Consider the following 19792-nt stretch of genomic DNA (forward strand, 5'->3'; position numbering starts at 1 on the left):
GGCCGCCAGTCCCTTTCGCCCGGGATATCCGTACGCCACCATGTCCTCATGGGCCGGGGGGACCGAGGAAGCCGACGGGACCGCGCGCTGCGCCGTGCCGCGTACGCCGTCGCGGGAGTCGGCACCGCGAGCTGCGTCGCCACCGTGCCGGCGCACGCGGTGCTGTCCCGGCAGGTCGAGCTCAGCGAACTGTTCTTGAGCGATCTGGTACTGGGCACGGTGTGGCCACTGCTCGGCGCGGCGGTCGCCCGCGTCCAGCCGCGCAATCGGCTGGTCTGGCTGATGATGGCGCCCGCACTGATCGGCCCTTACCACCTGCTCACCTACTACGCCGGGTATTCACAGCTGGTCGCCGAACACCCCCTGCCCGGCTGGCAGTTCGGGGCCTGGCTGGGCTGCTGGGGGTTCGTGGGCTACTACTTCGCGACCCCTCTGGTGCCGCTGTTCTTCCCGTACGGACGGCTCGGCACCCGCCCGCGCCGGGTGCTCGCGTGGACCGTCGTCGCCGTCGCCACGACCGGCACCCTCGCCGCGATGCTGCGTCCGAGCGGCACCGACCCGGTGCCCGCCCTCGCCAACCCGCTGGGTGTACGGGGCGCGGAGTGGCTGCACACAGTCATGTACGTGTCCTCCGGTACATGCATGGCCGTCGGCACCGCCGCGGCCTGCTTCTTCATTGTGTTACGCACCCGTGCGGCACGCGGCGTGGAGCGCTCCCAGCTGCAGTGGCTGATGCTCGGTGGTCTCCTGATGGCCCTCGCGTTCACCGGCGTGGGCTTCACCACCGGGCAACTCCCCCAGCTGCTGACCGACCTGCTGATGGTGGTCGGGCTGCTCGGCCCGCCGGCGGGTATCGCCGTGGCGATGCTGCGCCACCGCCTCTACGACGTCGAGGTGGTACTCGGCCGGGCCATCGTCTTCACCCTCCTGAGCGGACTGGTCCTAGGCGTCTACCTGGCCGTCGTCGCGGGCGCGGGCACCCTCGCGCCCGGTTCACCCGCCGGCACGGCCGCGATCGCCGCGGCCGCGCTCGTTGCGGCAGCCGGCCGCGGGGCGGTCCAATCGGCCGTGGACCGGCTGCTGTTCGGACACCGCCACGATCCGTACGCGGTGATGGCCCGCGTCGGCCGCCACCTCGCCCCAGCCTCGGAACCGGCCGAGGCCATGCAACTCCTGGTCGACGAGCTCCGCCGCGCCCTGCGCCTGCCGTACGCGGCGTTCACCGGACCGGCCGTGACGGCGACCTCCGGCACACCCGTTCCCGGTGCGGGCTGGCGGACCGTGCCCTGCCTGGCACTCGGCCGCCGGGTCGGCGAACTTCACCTGGGGCGGCGGCGTGCGGCCGAGCCCTGGACCGCGCAGCAGCGGGCCGCGGCCGAGGAGGTCGCGGCGCGGGCCGCGACCCTCGCGTACGCGGCGGGGCTCGTCGAGGACGTTGCCCGCAGCCGGGCCCACATCGTCGCCGTCCGGGAGGAGGAACGCCGCCGACTCCGCGCCGACCTGCACGACGGCGTCGGCCCCTCCCTGGCCGGTACCGCCCACCAGCTGGACTCCCTGGCCCGCAGGGCCACCGACCCCGGGCTCGCGGACGCCATCAGGGTGGTACGGGACCGGTTGCGCACGACGGTCGGTGATCTGCGCACCGTCGTGAACGGACTGCGCCCCGCCGTACTCGACCAGCTCGGCCTCGCAGGCGCGCTACGTGAACTGCTCTCCGGCTACGACGTTCCCACCTGCCGCTGCTCGGTCACCGCTGCCTGCTCCGAGCTCCCCGCCTCCGTCGAGGTGGCGGCGTACGCAATCGCGGCCGAAGCGGTGGGCAACGCCCTCAAGCACAGCGCATCGGGCCGTCTCACCCTCACCGCCCACGTCACCGCCGGAGTTCTCGTACTGACCGTCGAGGACAACGGCTGCGGCATCCCGCCCCGCCACCGTGCGGGTGTGGGCCTGCGCAGCATGGGCGAACGCGCGGCAGAGGTCGGTGGCCGGCTGGCGATCACCCAGGCCCCGGGCGGCGGCACCTCGGTGCAGGCCAGGATGCCGCTTCCCCGAGAGGAGACACATGCCACTGCCTGACCGACCCGCGAGCGCCCCCTCTGGGACGCCGATACAGGAGAGGGCGAGATGAGCCAACCGCAGCCTGTGACCGTCCTCGTCGTCGACGACCACCCCATCTTCCGGGCCGGGATGACGACCGTACTGGACGACCTGCCCGGCATCACCGTCATCGGGGAGGCCTCCGACGGGGCCCAGGCCATCGCCGCCGCCGCACGACTGCTGCCGCACATCGTGCTCATGGACCTGCGGATGCCCGGGGTCGGCGGTCTCGAGGCGACCGCCCGGATCACCAGCGTCCATCCCGAGGTCGCGGTCGTCGTCCTCACCATGGACGAGGACGACGCCTCGGTCTTCGCGGCCCTGCGCGCAGGAGCCTGCGGCTATCTGCTGAAGGAGGCCGACGGCGCGGACGTCCACCGCGCCCTCCTGGGCGCCGCACGCGGCGAAGCCGTCTTCGGTCCCCGCATCGCCCAGCGGGTACTCGCCCATTTCGCCTCGCCGCACGCGGCCCAGGACACGCTGCCCTTCCCCCAACTCACCGACCGGGAGCGACAGATCCTCGACCTGCTCTCCCGCGGCCTGGACAACACCTCCATCGCCCGCCGCCTCTCCCTCTCGGAAAAGACGATACGCAACCGGGTCAGCGACGTCCTGGCCAAACTCCGCGCCCGTACCCGAGCGGAAGCCGTAGCCCTGGCCCGGGACGCGGGCCTCGGCCTGCCGTGAGACCACAGCAGCCCGGATCGGGCGGAGTCAGGAGACGCGACGGAGCCTGGCAGCCAGGCCGATCACACCCGGCACCGATCTGTCGCGGATGCGGTTACCGACCTCTCCGGCTGCCAGGCAGACACGCGCCTGATCGACGCTGATCCGCCGGGCGACCCGGTCGGCGCCGACCGGGTACTCGCCCTTCACACACGAGTCCGGCGGCACGGCCGCGCTGGAGGCCTACGGCGTCGATCAGCCAGCACCTCACGGAGCGACAGGTCCGCGCGCCGGGCCGGAAAGGTCCTCGACGATCGCGAGGTCGGCCGGGCAGTGGGCGCCGTCGCGGTCGACGAGACGGATCGCGGGGACGCGGACACCGAGCGCGTCGAGCCGCGTGTGCGCGGCCTCGAACAGGTCGAGCCCGAGACCGGGTGCGAACGGGTCGGTGAGGTCGTCGTCGCCCTCGGCCGCCGGCCACCGCCCAGCGCGGCCCGCGCCGCACCGGCCGACCGCTCACGCGTCCCTGCCCTGGGTGCCACGTCCGAACCGCCTCTCCCGCACGACAACCTACGCACCGCACGGGACCAACAGCCCAGCGGGGAGGGGTGATTGAGGATGGAGGAATCGGCCGTGGATCCTCTAGGGACGCGTCGGCCCCCGGAACACATGTTCCGGGGGCCGACGATGTCCGACCGCTGTCAGGCGGGCGTGATGTTCTCCGCCTGCGGGCCCTTCTGGCCCTGCGTGACGTCGAAGGTCACGACCTGGCCTTCCTGGAGCTCACGGAAACCGGTGGAGTTGATGTTGGAGTAGTGCGCGAAGACGTCCGGTCCCCCGCCGTCCTGAGCAATGAAGCCGAAGCCCTTTTCGGCGTTGAACCACTTGACGGTTCCCTTGGCCATGCTGATGCCTTCCAGTCAATATCGGACCCGCACCGCGCGGCCCCGGAGGTGATCGCCCTGGTCCGGCACTGCACAGCAGAACGCCCGCGCCGGAGCGCGGGCAGGTACTGCGAACCACGACATCTGACAGTGACGCTACACCGCAAAACCGGCTCCCACCAGAGAACAACAGCCATGATCCCAACCGCGTCGCGCGTACTGCCCGTCAACGGCCCGTACGCGCTCGTTCTCCTGGCCCCGGGGAGCGGCACCTTGCCCGCGCGGCGGGTGGAACCGGACGGGCACGGCCGGAGCCGCTCAGAGCCGACCGTGTTCCCGCAGGATGTGCAGGGCGTCGAGGGTGACGATGCCGCGCCACTCGGCGGTCTGGGCCGGCATCCAGTGCAGGAAGTGGAAGTCCCAGCCGCCGTCGTCCAGTTGCTCGCTCTCCAGCCGCTCGAGATCGGCATCGATCTGGGCGGGCGTGAAGAGTGCCCGGCTCGGGGTCTCCGGCCGCGGCGAGAGTTCCAGCGGCTTGATGTGTTCGCCCTCGATGCCGCCCGGGACCGGGACGGTGCCGTCGGGGCGGATCGATGCCCGTAGCCGGTCGATCGCGGCGGCGGCGCGGTCCGGGTCGGGCACCGCGTCGAGGAACTGCAGGGCGAACACCACGGTGTAGCCGCCGGCTTCCTTCTGCGATTCGAGCTCCTGCCAGCTCCAGGCCGTCGCGGCGTCGAGCCACGGGTGCTCGACCCCCAGCTGGTGCAGTCGGCCGGCGAGGGCGAAGGTCAGGAAGCTGGACTCGTCGTTCGGCTCCATCCAGGGGGTACGCGGGTGACCGAGCGCTGAAGGCAGCACCTGTGCGACACCGCCGTCGGGTCGGGCGACCGAGGCGACCCAGTCGGCGGTCGCGGTGACCATGGGGTCGTTCGTGGCGCCGATCTCCGCCAGGACCCCAAGTGCGGTGAGCGCCGCGGAGGGCTGGCTGCCCGGACAGCGCACATCGGGTTCGAGCGCGTGGCCGAAGCCGCCGTCGGGATTCCGGTAGGGCCGCAGCGCGTCGAGCACCGGCTGGACCAGCGCGTCGTCGAGAAACACTTCGAGCCGGCGCCGCTCGAGCACGCGGGCCGTGCCTTCCATGAACTGTCGCGCCGAGTCGATACGGAACTCGCCGCTGGTCGAAGTGGTCGTTCGAGTAGTCATGCCATCGACGCTAGGCGGCGGTGAGCCGGACGTCTTCCAGGAATCGGACAGGCGTGACGCCCGTAAGCCGGTGGACCTCATCCGTCATGTGAGCCTGACTGGCGTAGCCGGCCGCGAGCGCCTGATCGGCCAGCGACATCGTGGGGGCCTCGCCGTCGGCCCCGATGAGCCGGCGGAGGCGGGCGACTCGGGCGAGCGTCTTCGGGGCGTACCCGACCGCGGCGGTCACTCTCCGGTGCAGCCGTCTCTCGCCGACGCCGAGTTCGGCGGCGAGATCGGCCACCCTGATCTCGCGGTCCGCCAGGCGGCGGGCCGCCGCGGTGGCGAGTGGATCGGGCGTGGCCCTGCGGTGGAGCACGGCTCCGGCGAGCAGGCGGAGGCATTCGGCGGTGTCACCGGCCGTGGCCACCTGATCACTCAGGGCCCGGGCCTCCGGCCACACCTCGGTGAGAGGTACCTGGAGGTCGCGGACGGCGGAGGCCGGCAGCCCCAGTACGTTGCCCGCGGCGCCCTGTCGAAGGCGTACGCCGCAGGTCGGCGCGCCGGTCGGCTCCCACAGCACCGGGCCTGTGTCGGGGCCGACAACGAGCGGTGGGCCGTCGCCCAGCCAGACCAGGTCGACGCAGCCGTCCGGAACCACCCGCTCGGTCCCGGCCACGAGGGTGTCGTTGCGCCACAGACAAGCCACGACGGGCAGCAGCCCGGTCGGCGCGCGGAACTCGCGGTAGGTCACGCCACCCACGATAGAACCCCGATCGGCTTCGTCCAGGGCCACGACCCACGCCCACGCCCACGCCCACGCCCACGCCCACGCCCAGCGGCAGCGTCCGCCCTCACGCTCAGCGTCAGCGTTCGTCAGCTGGTTCGGGCAGCCGTCGTAGATCCCGAGGGCCTCGAATGTTCACGAGAAATGGGCCGCGCGGCTCTGTCGTCACGCGGGCAGAGCCACGCCCTACGGCAACCCGATCCCGGGCCTGGAGGAGCCCGGCCTGCAGAGCAACGTGGATCCGCTCTCCGACCAGACCCTGGTCAGCCTCAGCGACCTGGACCCCGGCCCGTAGGGCGCGAGCGCGGTCGTACGGTGCATCGGGGAGCTGATCCAGACCGACTCGCGGCTGATGTGCGCCCTGCGGCAGGCCGGGGTGGCCGGGCGCGGTCGTGAGCGTCACGTCGTCGCCCGGCGGCGTGACGGTCGGCAGTGGCAGGGAGGATCGTGGTCGAGGGCCGTCCTCGCCGGTTCGGCGGAGGCTGTGCACGAGCTTGCCCCGCATATGACGGCTGGTCAATTCCCGTGGGCTCGGCGGGACTTGGTCGAGAACGACGGTTCTGGACAGCAGGGCTCAGCAGGGTCGAGGCGTCCCTCAGCAACGAGTGTCAGCAGTCGCCGAGCAACGCGGAGGGGCGCAGGCCTCGGCGATCGACAGGCTGTTCTCGTAGAGGTGGTGTCGGGTGATCCGGCCGTCCTCGACGGTGAGGCGCAGGGCGAACGGGCCCTCGAAGGACTTTCCCGTCGTGCGTACGGTCCCCGACAGGTGGCCCATCAGGACCGCGTCGGTGCCGTCGACAAGAAAGGTGTCGACGGAGGCGCGCGCGTCCTCGGGCACGGTGTGCTCCGTCAACTCCGCGAACTGGGCGGCGCATTCGGCGGCCGTGGACCGCGGGCGGATCCACGGGACGGCGGGGTTCTCGGCGAGCGTCCAGTCGACCTCGTCGGCGAAGATCGCGACGAGCCGGTCGGTGTCCCCGGCCACCCGTGCGGCGATGAACTCCCGCACGGCGGCCCGAGTGGCCTCGGCCACGGAACTCGCGGTGGTGGCTGAACTCGCCGTGGTCGCGGTGGACTTGACGGACATCGCGCTCTCCTCGCTACTGCGGCCGCATCCCGGCGGGGGTTCCCGTCGATGTGCTTGATCCTGCTGGAGTGAGGGGTGAACGGTCGATTACCCCGGGGGTAATGGCCGTGGCCGCCGCATCGTGGCCGATTCGTTCAGACCGCGACGGTGAGTGCGAACGGCGTCAGTCCTCTGTTCCGGATGAGGGACGGCACCAGGAGCATGAGAGCTTCCGGTCCGCGCGCCGTGGAGATTCCGCCGAGGTCCTCGATCCAGGCGGGCGGCCAGCCGAGGTCGGCGAGCAGTCCGGTCACGACCGTCTTCGATCGCGCGTCGTCGCCGGAGAGGAAGGCGGTGGGCTGCGTCCTGAGACTGCCCGGGTCGGTCATGACGGTGAAGAACATGGTGTTGAGCGTCTTGACCACGTGGGTGCCGGGCAGGGCGTACTGCAGCAGTTCGGCGAGACTGCTGCCGGGGTAGCTCAAGCCGCCGGGCATACCGTCCTGACCGCGCACGGTCGCGTTCGAGACGTCGATGAGGATTTTGCCGTGCAGCTCATCGCTCAGGGCGCCGAGCCGCTCCAAGGCACTGTCACCCGGGGTGGCGTTGATGACGACCGAGGCGTGGCGTGCCGCTTCCGCGGGCCCGGCGAAGGCGACGGGCGGGCCTTGCCAGTCGGCCGCTTCGGCGGCCTTCCTGGTTCCGATGGTGACGGTGTGTCCCGCGAGGGACAGTTTGCTCGCCAGTGCGGCGGCCACGCGTCCGGATCCGAGGATCCCGATGCCGCTCGGGGTGCTGGTGCTCATGGTCGTACTCCGCTTCGGCCTGTGGTGGGTGAGGTTCGGGACGGCGGGGTCAGCGGAGAGGGGCGAGAACCTCGACCGCCGCCGAGTGGAGTGCCGGGGCGGTCGCCAGGAAGTCCTCGCTCGCCAGGCCCCAGGGGTTGCCGAGGGTGTCGGTGACCGTTCCGCCGGCCTCTGCCACCAGCAGGGCCCCGGCGAGCAGTCCGGAGCGCACGTCACTGAACTGCCAGAAGACGTCCATGCGTCCGGCCGCGACCTGGATCAGCTGCAGCGTGGCCGGCACCGACACCCGGGTGACCAGGGCGCTGGTGAGCATCGCGGTGACCGAGAGACCGATGCGGCGGAACGTCTCCTCGTCCTCTCCCGGCCTGGCCTGGCCGGTGCCGACCAGTGCGCCGTTCAGCTCCGACTTCGCGGACGGGCTCAGCCGGACACCGTTGAGGAAGGCGCCGCCGCCCCGCACCGCGGTGTAGGTGTCCCCGGTCAGCGGGAGGTGTACGGCGGTCAGCACGGGCCTGTTGTCGCGCACGAGGGTGGCCGTCACCGACCACTCGGTCATGCCGTGGATGTGGTTGATGTTCCCCTCGACCGCGTCGGTGATCCACCATTCACCGGCCGGCAGAGAGCCGCTCTCCATCTCGTCCTCCGCCCAGCCGGCTCCGGGACGCAGCGTCTGCAGCGGCTCGCGCAGGAACCCCAGGGACGCGGCGTCGTTGGCGTGGATCGCGGCGACGACGTCGGCCAGGCTGTCCAGGCGGGCGTCCGGGGAGAAGCGCTCCCGCAGGTGGGCTCCGGCGGCGCGGGTCGCCTCGACGACCTCGGGCAGCAGGGCCTCGTCCTGGGCGAGGAGGGGGTTGACCCCGTCGAACGCGGGGGTGGCCACGGTGGTGGGTGTCGTCGGCATGACTGTCCTCAACTCTCTGGTCTTCCGGGTGGGTTGTGCGGAAGTCGTTCACCGCTGACCACCACGCTAGAAACCCTCAGACATGTCGTCAACTGCATGCTTGTAAGGTCTAGCATTACTGTCATGCAACTGGATTTGAATCTGCTGACGGCCCTGGACGCACTGCTGGAAGAGGGCAGCGTCGCCGGCGCCGCCGATCGACTGCACCTGACAGCACCGGCCATGAGCCGGGCCCTCGGCCGCATCCGACACGTGATGGACGATCAGATCCTGGTGCGCACCGGGCGGACGATGACACCCACACCCCGCGCCCTCGCGGTCCGCGAACAGGTCCACACACTGGTCCAGCAGGCTCAGGCGGTCCTGGCCCCCGAACGCGACCTGGACCTGGCGACGTTGGAGCGCACCTTCACCTTGAGATGGCACGACGCCGTGACCACCGCGGTCGGCCCCGCCCTGCTCGCCGCGGTACGGGCGCAGGCCCCCGGGGTTCGCCTGCGCGTGCTCGCCGAAGCCGGCACGGACACCAACGACCTGCGGCACGGCAAGGTCGACCTGGAGATCGGAGCGGGTGCGCCCGAAGTGCCCGACATCCAGCACGAGACGGTCGCCCACGACCATCTGGTCGTCGCCGTACGGGCGGAACACCCCTTCACGCACGGCGACCTCACCCTGGACCGGTACGTCGACGCGGAGCACCTGACAGTGTCCCGGCGGGGCCGTCTGCGGGACCCGCTCGACGACCTCCTGGAGGACCTCGGGCTACGGCGCCGTGTCGTGGCGTCCGTGCCCAGCAGCACCGCCGCCCTGCACTTCATCCAGCACAGCGACACCGTCGTGGCGGTTCCCGAGAACATGACCCGGCCGGTGATCAGCGGGCTCGGGCTCCGCGTGCTCCCGCTGCCCCTCGACACCGGGCCGGTTCCGGTGAACCTGGCCTGGCACCAGCGCTACGACGGCGACCGGGCACACAACTGGCTGCGCGCGCAGGTCCGTACGGCCCTTCGCGAACTGTGCGTTCCAGGCGACGAAGACGACGAGAACGAGACCGCCGCCCGGCCCGGACGGGATCGGTGAGTTCTACCGCCGCGGCCCGTCGCACGGGCATCCGCCAAGGACTTTGAACACTGAGATGACAAAGTATGGACATGTCAAGTGAAAGCCCCTTAGGTTGGCGGCGCGACGCAGTCACATCACAGAAGACCGGAACGAAATCCGGCACGGTCCGGTCCCGCCTTATGGAGGACCGTTGTCCCACCATCCGTTCCTGCGTGCCCGAAGACTCGTCACCTCCCTGGCGACCGGAGCCATCCTGGCCGGCGGTCTCCTGGCCGCCCCGGCGTCCTCAGCCGCCCCGCCGGAAATCCCGCCACAGGAGCCCGGAGTCACGCTGCGCGTGTTCGACGTGCAGACGCCGCTGAGCAAGCTGTGCACCCTCAAACCCGGACAGACCCCGAACCACGACTCGTTGAAGGCGACGGTGGACTGGTCCACGGCCGACGACTTCGGCGGCTTCTCCGACCGCTTCGTCACAGAGGTGACCGGCAACCTGCTCGTGCCGCGCGATGGCACCTACAGCTTCCGTCTCACCAGCGACGACGGCTCCCGGCTGACCATCGACGACACCACGGTGGTCGACCACGACGGACTCCACGGAGCGGAGCCGAAGGACGGCGCGGTCACGCTCACCGCGGGGTCGCACCCACTGCGCGTCGATCACTTCGAGCGCGACGGCGGGCAGCAGCTCCAACTGGCCTGGAAGCCGCCGGGCGAGAGCGACTTCGCTGTTGTGCCCCGTGAGGCACTGAGTACGGATGCCGATGTCGTGCGGGTGACGGCTCCCGGACGCAAGGAATGCGAGGAGAGCGGCGACTCCCCCGGCGACGGCCTCCCGCTCACCTCCGTACGGCCGGACCTGACGCTCACCGATCTGCGCCCCGACGGTTTCGAACCGCAGGTCACCGGCATGGACTGGCTGCCCGACGGACGGCTGGCGATCAGTACCTGGGGCGGTTCCGGCAACGTTGCCGGAGAGGTCTATCTGCTGGACGACGTCACCGGTCCGACCAGCAAGGACAAGGTCACCTTCAAGAAGGTGGCGAGTGGGCTGCGCGAGCCCATGGGCATCAAGTACGTCGACGGTTCGCTGTACGTGTCGCAGAAACACGAGCTGACCCGGCTCGTCGACCGGAACCGCGATGACGTGGCCGACGAATACCGCACCGTCGCGACCTGGCCGTACGGAGGGAACTTCCACGAGTTCGCGTTCGGCCTCCTCTACCGCGACGGCTTCTTCTACGTGAACCTGTCCGTCTCCATCAACCTCGGCGGCGCGACCACGGTTCCGCAGCCCGCGCCGGGCCGCGGGACGACGTACAAGGTCAGCAAGAAGACAGGCGAGATCAGCCCGGTCGCCGGCGGACTTCGTACTCCGAACGGGATCGGCTGGGGCCCGGACGGTGAGCTCTTCGCCACGGACAACCAGGGCGGTTGGCTTCCTTCGTCGAAGCTCGTCCACGTCAAGCAGGACCGCTTCTTCAACCACTACACCGAGCCGTCCGGCCCCTTCGACGCCGCCACACCGACCGATCCCGTGCTGTGGCTGCCCCAGAACGAGATCGCGAACTCGCCCTCCACACCCCTGTATGTGAAGAAGGGCAGGTTCGCGGGTCAGATGCTGATCGGCGACGTGACCTACGGCGGTCTGCAGCGCGCGTACCTGGAGAAGGTGAAGGGCCAGTACCAGGGCGCGGTCTTCCGCTACACGCAGGGTCTTGAGGCCGGGGTCAACCGCCTCACCCTCGGTCCGGACGGATCGATCTACGCCGGCGGTCTGGGCGCCGAGGGCAACTGGGGTCAGGAGGGCAAGCTCAAGTTCGGCCTGCAGAAGCTGACACCCAACGGCGGCAACACCTTCGACATCCAGACGATGCGTGCCGTGCCGGGCGGCTTCGACCTGACGTACACCCAGCCGGTGTCCGCGACGACGGCCGAGGAACTGGCCAAGCGCTACCAGGCCGAACAGTGGCGGTACACGCCGACCAACGACTACGGCGGTCCGAAGATCGCCGAAGAGGCGCTGCCCGTACGTTCGGCCGAGCTGTCGAAGGACGGGCGTACCGTGCGGCTTCGGCTGGACGGTCTGAAGTCGGGCCGGGTCGTCCACCTTCGCTCCCCGCGCCCCTTCACCTCGGCGTCCGGTGAGGCGCTGTGGAGCACCGAGGCCTGGTACACACTCAACGCCATGCCCGGCAAGCAGCCGCCGCCCGCCACCCGGTACGAGGCCGAGGAGGCGCGTCTCACGGGCACGGCCGGCGTCGACACCGATCACGTCGGCTACTCCGGCAGCGGCTTCGTCGACCGGTACGCCACGGAGGGCAAGGTCGCCACCACCTTCGACGTGACGGTCCCCAAGGCGGGCACGTACGACGTCAACCTGCGCTATTCCAACGGCCCGAACCCGTTCCAGGGCACCAAGTCGCTCTCCCTGTACACCAACAGGAAGAAACTGCGGCAGGTGAAGCTCGCCTCCACCGGTGACTGGGACTCATGGTCCACGCAGTCCGAAGCAGTGGTGCTGCGCGCCGGCAAGAACACCCTCTCCTACAGCTTCGACCCCGGCGACACCGGCCACGTCAACCTCGATCTGATCACTCTTCGCCCGCACGGCACGCCGGTCACTCTCTTCGACGGAAGCGCCGCCTCGCAGTCCGAGTGGCAGCACACGGACGGGCGACGGCTGAAGTGGCCACTCTCCGACGAGAAGTCGATGGAGGTGTGCTGCGGTGACATCCGGACTCTGGACGCGTACCAGGACTTCAAGTTGCACGTCGAGTTCCGCGTTCCGCTGCTGCCTCCCGATGTCACCGGACAGGACCGTGGCAACAGCGGAATCTTCATCCAGGACCGCTACGAACTGCAGATCCTCGACTCCTACGGTGACACCTCATTGGACACCAATGAGGCCGGTGCGATCTATCTCAAGAAGGCACCCGACGTGAACGCGGCCAGGGCGCCCGAGACCTGGCAGACGTACGACATCGTCTTCCGCGCCGCCCGCTACGACGACAGCGGCCGCAAGACAGCCGACGCGCGGGTGACCGTTGTGTGGAACGGCGAAAAGGTGCACGACGATCTCGCCCTCGACGGCCCCACTGCCTCGGGCAGGCCCGAAACGCCGGCAGCGGGCGCGATCCGTCTGCAGGACCACGGGAACAAGGTCCGGTTCCGCAACATCAGACTGGAACCTCTGACCTGACCCTGACCTGACCTGACCTGACCTCAAGCCGGGCCCGGTTCCCGACCGGGCCCGGCTTCCATGTCACCTCGGGCGGAGGAGGTCCGAGGTCAACTCCTGGGCCTTCTCGGCAGGTACGACAGGCAGCGTCACTCCGAAGACCGTCCCGGCCCCCGGAGCGCTGCGGACCGCGATCGTCCCGTCGTGGGCGTGAGTGAGCTGGCGGACGATGGCCAGACCGAGCCCGCTGCCGCCGGTGGAGCGGCTGCGGGACTTCTCCGCTCGCCAGAAACGGTCGAAGACATAGGGCAGTTCCTCCGGTTCGATGCCTTGGCCGGTGTCCCTGACCTCGATCCTCACCTCGGTGTCCGCGCAGACCGCGCTCACCTCGACACTGCCCCGGGCCGCCGTGTGGCGTACCGCGTTCGACACCAGGTTGCCGATCATCTGGCGGATGCGTACAGGGTCGGCGTACAGCTTCGGATCGCCCTCGGTGCGGACGACGAGGGTGACTCCGGCCGAGTCCGCCGCGGCACGGTGTGCTGTCGCGACCTGATGGAGGAGATCCCGTACGAAGACATCCTCGCGGTGCAGCCGCAGCACGCCCGCGTCGGCGGCGGCGAGGTCCTGCAAGTCGTCGATGAGGTGCTGCAGTTGCAGCGCCTCCTCCAGGAGCGAGGTGGTGAATTCGCCGTCGGGCTCGGCGACTCCGTCCTCCGCGGCCTCCAGCCACACCCGAATGTTGTTGAGCGGGCTGCGAAGCTCATGGGCAATGTCGCTGACCATCGCCCTGCGCTGCTCCTCGGCGCGCTCGCGCCGCGCGGAGAGATCGTTGAAGGCCGCGGCGAGCCGGCCGATCTCGTCGTTGGTGGTGACGGGGACGCGGGCGTGGCCGTCACCGGGACCGCGGGCCGCGGTGGTCAGGGCACGCAGCGGTCGGACCAGTCGACGCCCGACCAGCACGGTCGAACTCACGGTCAGGACGAGGACGAGCCCGGTCACCCCGGCGATCCGGGTGGTGTTGGCCGGCGAGAGGTCGAGTCCCACGGACGCCACGGCGGGGACCTGGGCGTCACCGATGAACAGGAGGGCGGGCGGGGCCACGTACGGGGTGAGCTGAACGCGCCGGGCGGTATCCACACAGTCCTGTACCGCGGGGGTGATGGCGATGAAGTCGAGTCCGACGCCGACGGCCGACTCGTGCCGGTCACGCAGGCACTTCGCCGCGAGGGCGTTGAGGCGGTCGAGGGCCTTCTGCTCCAGCTCCGTCAGGGTGTCCAGCTCGGCCGTCGGGCAGAGGCCGCTGATCTTGTACCTGACGGCGGCGTCGTCGTTGCCGATCCGGATCACCGGGCGACCGCTCGGCCGGTCGGTGCGGGTCGCGGGTGCTCCGGATCGCCTCAGGCAGGCCTGGAGCTTGTCGGCGGCGGCGCCCAGTTTCGCGCGGCGGTCGGCGGTGAGCCGGTAGGGGCCGACGGCACGTGGGTCGATGTGGTCGGCGTCCGTACTTCTGGCCGGTGCGACGTGCAACGGGTCGACGACCGCGGACACCCGGTCGGGCAGTGGCGCCTTCGGATCGGAGTCGGCGATCGTCCGGCGGTCCCGGGTCGTCAGGACGATCCGCCGTCCGGTGCGCGACGCCAACTCCCCTATAAGGCCGTCCACTTGGGACCAGTCCCGGTGGGTCGCCGCGCGGCCCACCAGGGTGTCGTAGAGATGGGTGTCGTCGGCCAGGATGCGGCCCTGCTCCTGGCGGATCGCACCGGTGGTGGTGCGTACGGTGAGCCACGCGGTGGCGGCGATCGCGCAGACGGCGATCAGCACGGACGTGGCGAGCAGGCGCACGAGGAGGCTGCGGTGCGGCGGCACCCGATCACCGTCGGTCCGCCCGGGATCCCTTCGCCCGTCGGCGGTCCGCTCAGCATCGGTCCGCCCGCCGTCGGCGCCCCCTCTGTCAGAGCGCGGCACGGCCGTCGGTGAGTTCGATGGCGTCGGTCGACTCGGCGCCACCAGGCGGCTTCCTACCGTCGGTGAGCTTGTAGCCGACGCCGTACACGGTCAGCAGGCGGACCGGTTCGCGCGGATCCGTCTCGATCTTCCTGCGCAGGTTCATCACATGGACGTCCACGGTCCGTTCCGTGATGTAGCGGTCGAACCCCCGGGTCCTGGCGAGGAGTTGACGGCGGCTGAACACCCGCTCCGGGTGGGCGGCCAGCGCCTGGAGGATCACGAACTCGCCCGGCGTGCACTCGACTTCACGCCCGTCGGCCTCGACCACATGACGTACGGGGTCGACGGTCAGGCCGCCGATCCGCAGAACGGACTCCTCCTCGGCGGAGGCGGACCGGTGGGTGCGTCTGATGAGGGCCCGGATCCGGGCCATCAGTTCGCGCGGGCTGTACGGCTTGGTCATGTAGTCGTCGGCGCCGTGGTCGAGCCCTCGCAGCAGATCCTCCTCCGCCGAGCGCGCCGTGAGCATCAGTACCGCCACGTCGTCGGCCTCGCGTCGGACCGTACGGCACACGTCCAGGCCGTCCACGAGGGGCATCATCACATCGAGAATCAGCACATCGGGACGGTTGCGGCGGATCTCCTCGATCGCGGCGTGGCCGTCGTGAACGACGACCACCGAATGCCCCTCCCGCCGCAGATAACGCCGCACGACCTCGGCGTGCTTCGAATCGTCCTCCGCGACCAGAACATGTGCGCACATGCTGCGGACCCTACGGGACCCAACAGCTCTCTCATACCGGCCTGACAAGTTCTTCAAATCTCTCCGTGACCGTACGGGGATGACGAAAACCACTCACTTCACCGGTACGGGGACGGTCGCGGCCGCTGTCCTGTGCCTGGCCGCGCTGTCCGCCTGCGGCGGATCACCCGTCGGCGGTTCGGACGACACGGACAAGGACGACCATGTGGCCTCGGTGACGAGCCCGGCCACGAAGGACGGTGCGAGCGCCTCGACGAGCTCCGGCACGGAGGAGGGCGTCCAGCTGCGGACAGACATGAGCGAGGACGAGAAGAAGCGGATCCAGACGGCCTGGGGCGTCTGTCTGAAGAACCTGGGAGTGCCCACGGCCGACAAAGGAGTCCCGGGGATGGTGACCCCGGCGGCCGGCGCGGACAAGTACCCGAAGGAGTTCAAGGCATGCAAGGCGAAGCAACCCATCACGCCCCCTCAGCTGAACCCGAACGACCCTGGTTACGCGGACGGCCTCCGCTACTGGGTGCGCTGCATGAACGACAAGGGGCTGAAGGTGGACGTTCTCCCCGACAGCGGCGGATGGACCTGGTCCGACGAGACGGGCCCGGTGCCTCCGGGTTCGTCGCAGGCCGCCCAGATCGAGGCGAACTGCCAGGAGGAAGCGCTCAGTGCGAAGAAGTGAGGCCTCTCCCCGACCCCGGCGGCGCCTCCTGCTGACGGTGAGCGGAGCCTCGGTGGTACTCGCCATCACGGCCGGAGCGGTTGTCTGGACCGGTCGGCACGGACAGGAGTCGCGGGCCTCCGCCGACGAGAGAGTGCACGTGACGACCGCGGTGGTGGAGCGCGCCGATCTGTCCGACACCCGGACACTCGGCGGAACCCTCGGTCACGGCCGGAGCCGGGTGGTGCGGAGCGGCAAGGAGGGCCTGGTCACCTGGCTGCCGCGGATCGGGGCGGAGGTCACCAGGGGCGGACAGCTGCTCCGGGTGAACGACAACCCGGTACCGCTGCTCTACGGATCGACCCCGCTGTACCGCGTCCTGCGGGACGAGGGCACGGTCGGGCGCGATGTGAAGGTCCTCGTCGACAACCTCAGGAAACTCGGATACGACTTCGGAGAACAGCCGCAGGTCGGCAGCTGGGTGCGGCCGCGTCCGGCGGCGACACCGACTTCGGACGGGGCCGGCGCCGAGGGGGAGACCGCGTCCGCCGATGCGGCTTCGGGCAAGTCCGCCGAGGACGAGACGGCTTCGGGCAAGTCCGGCCAGGACGCGGCACCCTCGACCCGGCCGACCGCTGCCGACTCCGACTCCGACTCCGACTCCGCCGGGGCAGGTTCGCCCGCCGCCTCCCCCTCCCCCACTCCCGTCCAAGTCCGCCGCGGAGAGGGTGTGTTGACGGCGGGCGTGATCGCCGCGCTCAAGCGCTGGCAGTCCCGTACCGGCGCTGCGGCCACCGGTGAGCTGGGGCCGGGGGACGCGATCGTGCTCTCCGGTGCCGTGCGCGTCGGCGATCTGCTGGCGGAGCCCGGTGACCCGACCGGCGGGGACCTGCTGTCGGTCACCTCGACCGTCAGGCAGGTCACCGTCCCCCTGGAGGCGGACGCGACCAGCTCCGTCCGCAGGGGCAACAAGGTGACCGTGACCCTGCCGGACAACTCCACCGTCCGGGGACACGTCACCGCGCTGAACAGCGACGCACAGTCCGCGGACCAGAACGCGGGCGGCGAGCCCCAGCTCACGGTGACCGTGAGCCTCGACGACCCCGACGACGAATCCGTACGCGATGCGGACTCCGGGTCCGTCCGGGTCGGCTTCACCTCGGCCGCCAAGAAGAACGTCCTCGTGGTGCCGGTCGGCGCGCTGCTGGCCCTGAGCGAGGGCGGCTACGCCCTGCAACGGCCGGGCGGCCGACTACTGCCCGTGGAGACCGGCTTGTTCGCCAAGGGCAGGGTCGAGGTCAGCGGGCCGGAGATCTCGGAAGGGCTGCGCGTGGTGACCACCTCATGACGCCGGTACTCAGCGTCCGCGGGGTCGGCATGGCATACGGAGGCGAGGTCAAGGCCCTGGACGACGTGTCGTTGACGATCGAGGAGGGCGAACTCCTCGCCATCGTCGGCCCGTCGGGATCCGGGAAGTCCACTCTGCTGCACATCATGGGCACCTTGGACCGGCCGACCTCCGGAACCGTGGAGATCGACGGCGAGGATGTCATGAGCCTCTCCGACCGGGAGTTGTCGGCACTGCGTGGCCGCCAACTCGGCTTCGTCTTCCAGCAGTTCCATCTCACCGACGGGCTGAGCGCCTGGGAGAACGTGGCGACCGGCCTGCTCTACGCGGGCGTCCCCCGCCGATCGCGTCGGCCGCGCGCCCTGGAGGCGCTGGCGAGGGTGGGGCTCGACCATCGCTCAGGCCATCTCCCCCAACAGCTGTCCGGTGGCGAACGGCAACGCGTGGCGATCGCCCGGGCCCTCGTCCATGAACCCATGCTGGTCCTGGCGGACGAGCCGACCGGCGCTCTCGACACCGCGAACGGCACCGCCGTCCTCGAGCTGCTCAGCGCGCTCAACGACGACGGCACGACCATCGCGGTCATCACCCATGACCGCGACATCGCGTCCCTGCTGCCCCGGACGGTGGAGCTCCGCGACGGTCGGATCGTCGCGGACACCCGAGCCGAGGCACAAGCTGCCGCGGACACCCAGAAAGTACGGAAGGCTCCCGCATGACAGGAACCGAAGTGGCGTCGGACCGTCCCCGCAAGAGACCCCGGCCCGTCCGGCTCGCCCCGGTCGATCTGCTCGGTCTCGGGCTGCTGGGCATCCGTACCCGCAAGGTCCGGGCCGCCCTGTCCGCCCTGGGTATCTCCATCGGTATCGCGACGCTGATCGTGGTGACCGGCATCCCTGCGTCGAGCCAGCGGGCCCTGATGGCGGAACTCTCGGCGCTGGGCACCGACATGCTGGTGGCCCAGCCGATGCCCGACCAGGATCCTCCGGTGCTGCTGCCCGAGGAGTCCCCCGCGATGGCCCGCCGCATCGGCCCGGTCACCACGGTCGGGGTGGTCGCCAACACCCATGCGTCCGTGCACCGTTCGGACCGGGTCGACCCCGGTGACTTCGCCGGCATCAGCGTGCTGGCCACCCGGCCGGGGCTGCTGAAGGCCGTCAACGGCCGAATGCTGTCGGGCCGGTTCCTCAGTTCGTCGACCGAGCGGCTGCCGACCGTGGTGCTGGGCTCGGTGGCGGCGTCCCGGCTCGGCATCCCCCAGGTGACCGGGAACCCGCAGATCTTCGTCGGCGGCCACTGGTTCACCGTCATCGGCATCCTGCGGCGGACTCCGCTCTCCCCCGATCTGGACCGGGCGGTGTTCGTCGACTGGCAGACGGCCCGCGGCACGCTGAAGTTCGACGGCCACCCCACGGTGATCTACGTAAAGGCGCGGGAGTCCGAGGTCGAGGCCGTCCGGGACGTGCTCCCTGCCACGCTCAATCCACAACTGCCCGGCATGGTCCAGGTCAGCAAGCCGTCCGACGCGCTGGCCGCCAAACGCGCCACCCAGTCCACGTTCTCGGCGCTGTTCCTGGGCCTGGCGGGAGTCGCACTGCTGGTGGGCGGGATCGGGGTGGCCAACACGATGGTGGTCTCGGTGCTGGAACGGCGCCGGGAGATCGGGCTGCGCCGTGCGCTGGGTGCGAGCCGGGGCCAGATCCGCGGTCAGTTCCTGACGGAGTCGGTCGTCCTGTCCACGCTGGGCGGACTGGCGGGCACGGTCATCGGTGTACTGGCCACTGTCGGCTACGCGTCCTGGCACGACTGGCCTCCGGTCGTCCCCGCGGCAGCGGTGCTGAGCGGGGTGGGAGGCGCCGTGGTCATCGGGGTGGTGGCCGGCGTCTACCCCTCGGTCCGAGCGGCCCGGCTCACCCCTACGGAGGCACTGGCCACCGTCTAGCGGCTCGTCACGTCCGGACGGACATTTGGCGGAGCGGCTCGTCACGTCCGGACGGACATTTGGCGGAGCGGCTCGTCATGTCCGGACGGACGGCTGTACGACGGAGGCGAGCAGTGCCAGTTTGTCGGCGTTGTCGGTGCCGGGGTCCGAGTGGCGGACGACGAGCATCTGGCCCGCCGCGCCACCGATGCCCAGTCTCTCCCGGTTCAGCCGCAGGCCACCGACCTGGAGGTGGTCGATGTGCTCGGGCGCACCTTCGCACGCCTCTACGTCGTGGCGGGCCCAGCGCCGGCTGAAGCGAGGGCCGGCGACCAGGCCCACGACGGCGTTCTCCCAGTCCGGACAGAGGGCCCGCTCGGCGGGGTCGAGGAACACGTCCCGCAGCCGGTTGGCTCCCGCCACGAGGCGCGGGGACAACGCGGCCGCCGGGGCGTTGGCCGCGAGCACGTCGAAGTGGCGGCCCTCGACCGTGGCGGGCAGCGGGAGCATGGCGCCCAGGCCGGCGATG

At 70.4% G+C, this 19792-nt stretch carries 17 protein-coding genes and 1 pseudogene; 8 read left to right on the top strand and 10 right to left on the bottom strand.

Going from position 1 to position 19792, the window contains the following annotated elements; all coding sequences use genetic code 11:
* Positions 1-48 precede the first annotated feature (48 nt).
* Positions 49-2076: a sensor histidine kinase gene (locus ACH4YP_RS36450; RefSeq protein WP_398495184.1), complete on the top strand. Its 2028-nt coding sequence runs from the start codon at positions 49-51 to the stop codon at positions 2074-2076.
* 48 nt (positions 2077-2124) lie between these two features.
* On the top strand, positions 2125-2784 hold the full coding sequence (locus tag ACH4YP_RS36455; RefSeq protein WP_361050727.1) for a response regulator transcription factor: 660 nt from the start codon (positions 2125-2127) through the stop codon (positions 2782-2784).
* Between the two features lie 273 nt (positions 2785-3057).
* Here ACH4YP_RS36455 and ACH4YP_RS36460 read toward each other — a convergent pair.
* The 7 genes and pseudogenes from ACH4YP_RS36460 to ACH4YP_RS36490 form a co-directional block, all read right to left on the bottom strand.
* Positions 3058-3243 (bottom strand): annotated as a pseudogene (locus ACH4YP_RS36460) (aminoglycoside phosphotransferase family protein); the annotation flags it as partial.
* Between the two features lie 221 nt (positions 3244-3464).
* On the bottom strand, positions 3465-3668 hold the full coding sequence (locus tag ACH4YP_RS36465) for a cold-shock protein (RefSeq protein ID WP_055617413.1): 204 nt from the start codon (positions 3666-3668) through the stop codon (positions 3465-3467).
* A gap of 297 nt (positions 3669-3965) precedes the next feature.
* Entirely contained in the window at positions 3966-4850 is an 885-nt protein-coding gene (locus ACH4YP_RS36470; RefSeq protein WP_398495187.1) for a hypothetical protein, read from the bottom strand.
* A gap of 10 nt (positions 4851-4860) precedes the next feature.
* Entirely contained in the window at positions 4861-5583 is a 723-nt protein-coding gene (locus tag ACH4YP_RS36475; protein ID WP_398495189.1) for a helix-turn-helix domain-containing protein, read from the bottom strand.
* A gap of 628 nt (positions 5584-6211) precedes the next feature.
* Complete coding sequence (locus tag ACH4YP_RS36480) at positions 6212-6703, bottom strand: nuclear transport factor 2 family protein (RefSeq protein WP_398495191.1); 492 nt, start codon at positions 6701-6703, stop codon at positions 6212-6214.
* Between the two features lie 134 nt (positions 6704-6837).
* Positions 6838-7488: an NADPH-dependent F420 reductase gene (locus ACH4YP_RS36485; RefSeq protein WP_398495192.1), complete on the bottom strand. Its 651-nt coding sequence runs from the start codon at positions 7486-7488 to the stop codon at positions 6838-6840.
* A 49-nt stretch (positions 7489-7537) separates the two neighbouring features.
* Complete coding sequence (locus ACH4YP_RS36490; RefSeq protein ID WP_398495194.1) at positions 7538-8389, bottom strand: inositol monophosphatase family protein; 852 nt, start codon at positions 8387-8389, stop codon at positions 7538-7540.
* A gap of 123 nt (positions 8390-8512) precedes the next feature.
* Here ACH4YP_RS36490 and ACH4YP_RS36495 point away from each other — a divergent pair, with 123 nt between their 5' ends.
* The gene (locus ACH4YP_RS36495) at positions 8513-9466 is read left to right on the top strand and encodes a LysR family transcriptional regulator (RefSeq protein ID WP_361071925.1); all 954 of its coding nucleotides are present in this window, start codon (positions 8513-8515) and stop codon (positions 9464-9466) included.
* A 172-nt stretch (positions 9467-9638) separates the two neighbouring features.
* Entirely contained in the window at positions 9639-12647 is a 3009-nt protein-coding gene (locus ACH4YP_RS36500) for a family 16 glycoside hydrolase (RefSeq protein WP_398495196.1), read from the top strand.
* Between the two features lie 63 nt (positions 12648-12710).
* Here ACH4YP_RS36500 and ACH4YP_RS36505 read toward each other — a convergent pair whose 3' ends face one another.
* Both ACH4YP_RS36505 and ACH4YP_RS36510 read right to left on the bottom strand, forming a co-directional pair.
* On the bottom strand, positions 12711-14495 hold the full coding sequence (locus tag ACH4YP_RS36505; protein ID WP_398495198.1) for an ATP-binding protein: 1785 nt from the start codon (positions 14493-14495) through the stop codon (positions 12711-12713).
* Between the two features lie 85 nt (positions 14496-14580).
* On the bottom strand, positions 14581-15339 hold the full coding sequence (locus ACH4YP_RS36510) for a response regulator transcription factor (RefSeq protein ID WP_361071934.1): 759 nt from the start codon (positions 15337-15339) through the stop codon (positions 14581-14583).
* Positions 15340-15418: 79 nt separating this feature from the next.
* Here ACH4YP_RS36510 and ACH4YP_RS36515 point away from each other — a divergent pair, with 79 nt between their 5' ends.
* Genes ACH4YP_RS36515 through ACH4YP_RS36530 form a run of 4 tightly spaced genes read left to right on the top strand, consistent with a single transcriptional unit; the run spans position 15419 to position 19284 of the window.
* Positions 15419-16015, top strand: coding sequence for a hypothetical protein (locus tag ACH4YP_RS36515; protein WP_398495200.1), 597 nt, complete (start codon positions 15419-15421; stop codon positions 16013-16015).
* A gap of 37 nt (positions 16016-16052) precedes the next feature.
* On the top strand, positions 16053-17342 hold the full coding sequence (locus tag ACH4YP_RS36520) for a hypothetical protein (RefSeq protein WP_398495202.1): 1290 nt from the start codon (positions 16053-16055) through the stop codon (positions 17340-17342).
* Entirely contained in the window at positions 17339-18061 is a 723-nt protein-coding gene (locus tag ACH4YP_RS36525) for an ABC transporter ATP-binding protein (protein WP_398495204.1), read from the top strand. Before ACH4YP_RS36520 ends, ACH4YP_RS36525 begins: the two co-directional genes overlap by 4 nt.
* A complete protein-coding gene (locus ACH4YP_RS36530; RefSeq protein ID WP_361068208.1) occupies positions 18058-19284 on the top strand; it encodes an ABC transporter permease in 1227 nt (408 codons plus the stop codon). Before ACH4YP_RS36525 ends, ACH4YP_RS36530 begins: the two co-directional genes overlap by 4 nt.
* Positions 19285-19359: 75 nt before the next feature.
* On the opposite strand, the gene ACH4YP_RS36535 is transcribed toward ACH4YP_RS36530, so the two are convergent.
* Positions 19360-19773 (bottom strand): hypothetical protein, encoded by a 414-nt coding sequence (locus ACH4YP_RS36535; protein ID WP_398495207.1) that lies wholly within the window; start codon positions 19771-19773, stop codon positions 19360-19362.
* Between the last annotated feature and the right edge of the window lie 19 nt (positions 19774-19792).

This window comes from Streptomyces sp. NPDC020747, assembly GCF_044334695.1.
Classification (GTDB): Bacteria; Actinomycetota; Actinomycetes; order Streptomycetales; family Streptomycetaceae; genus Streptomyces.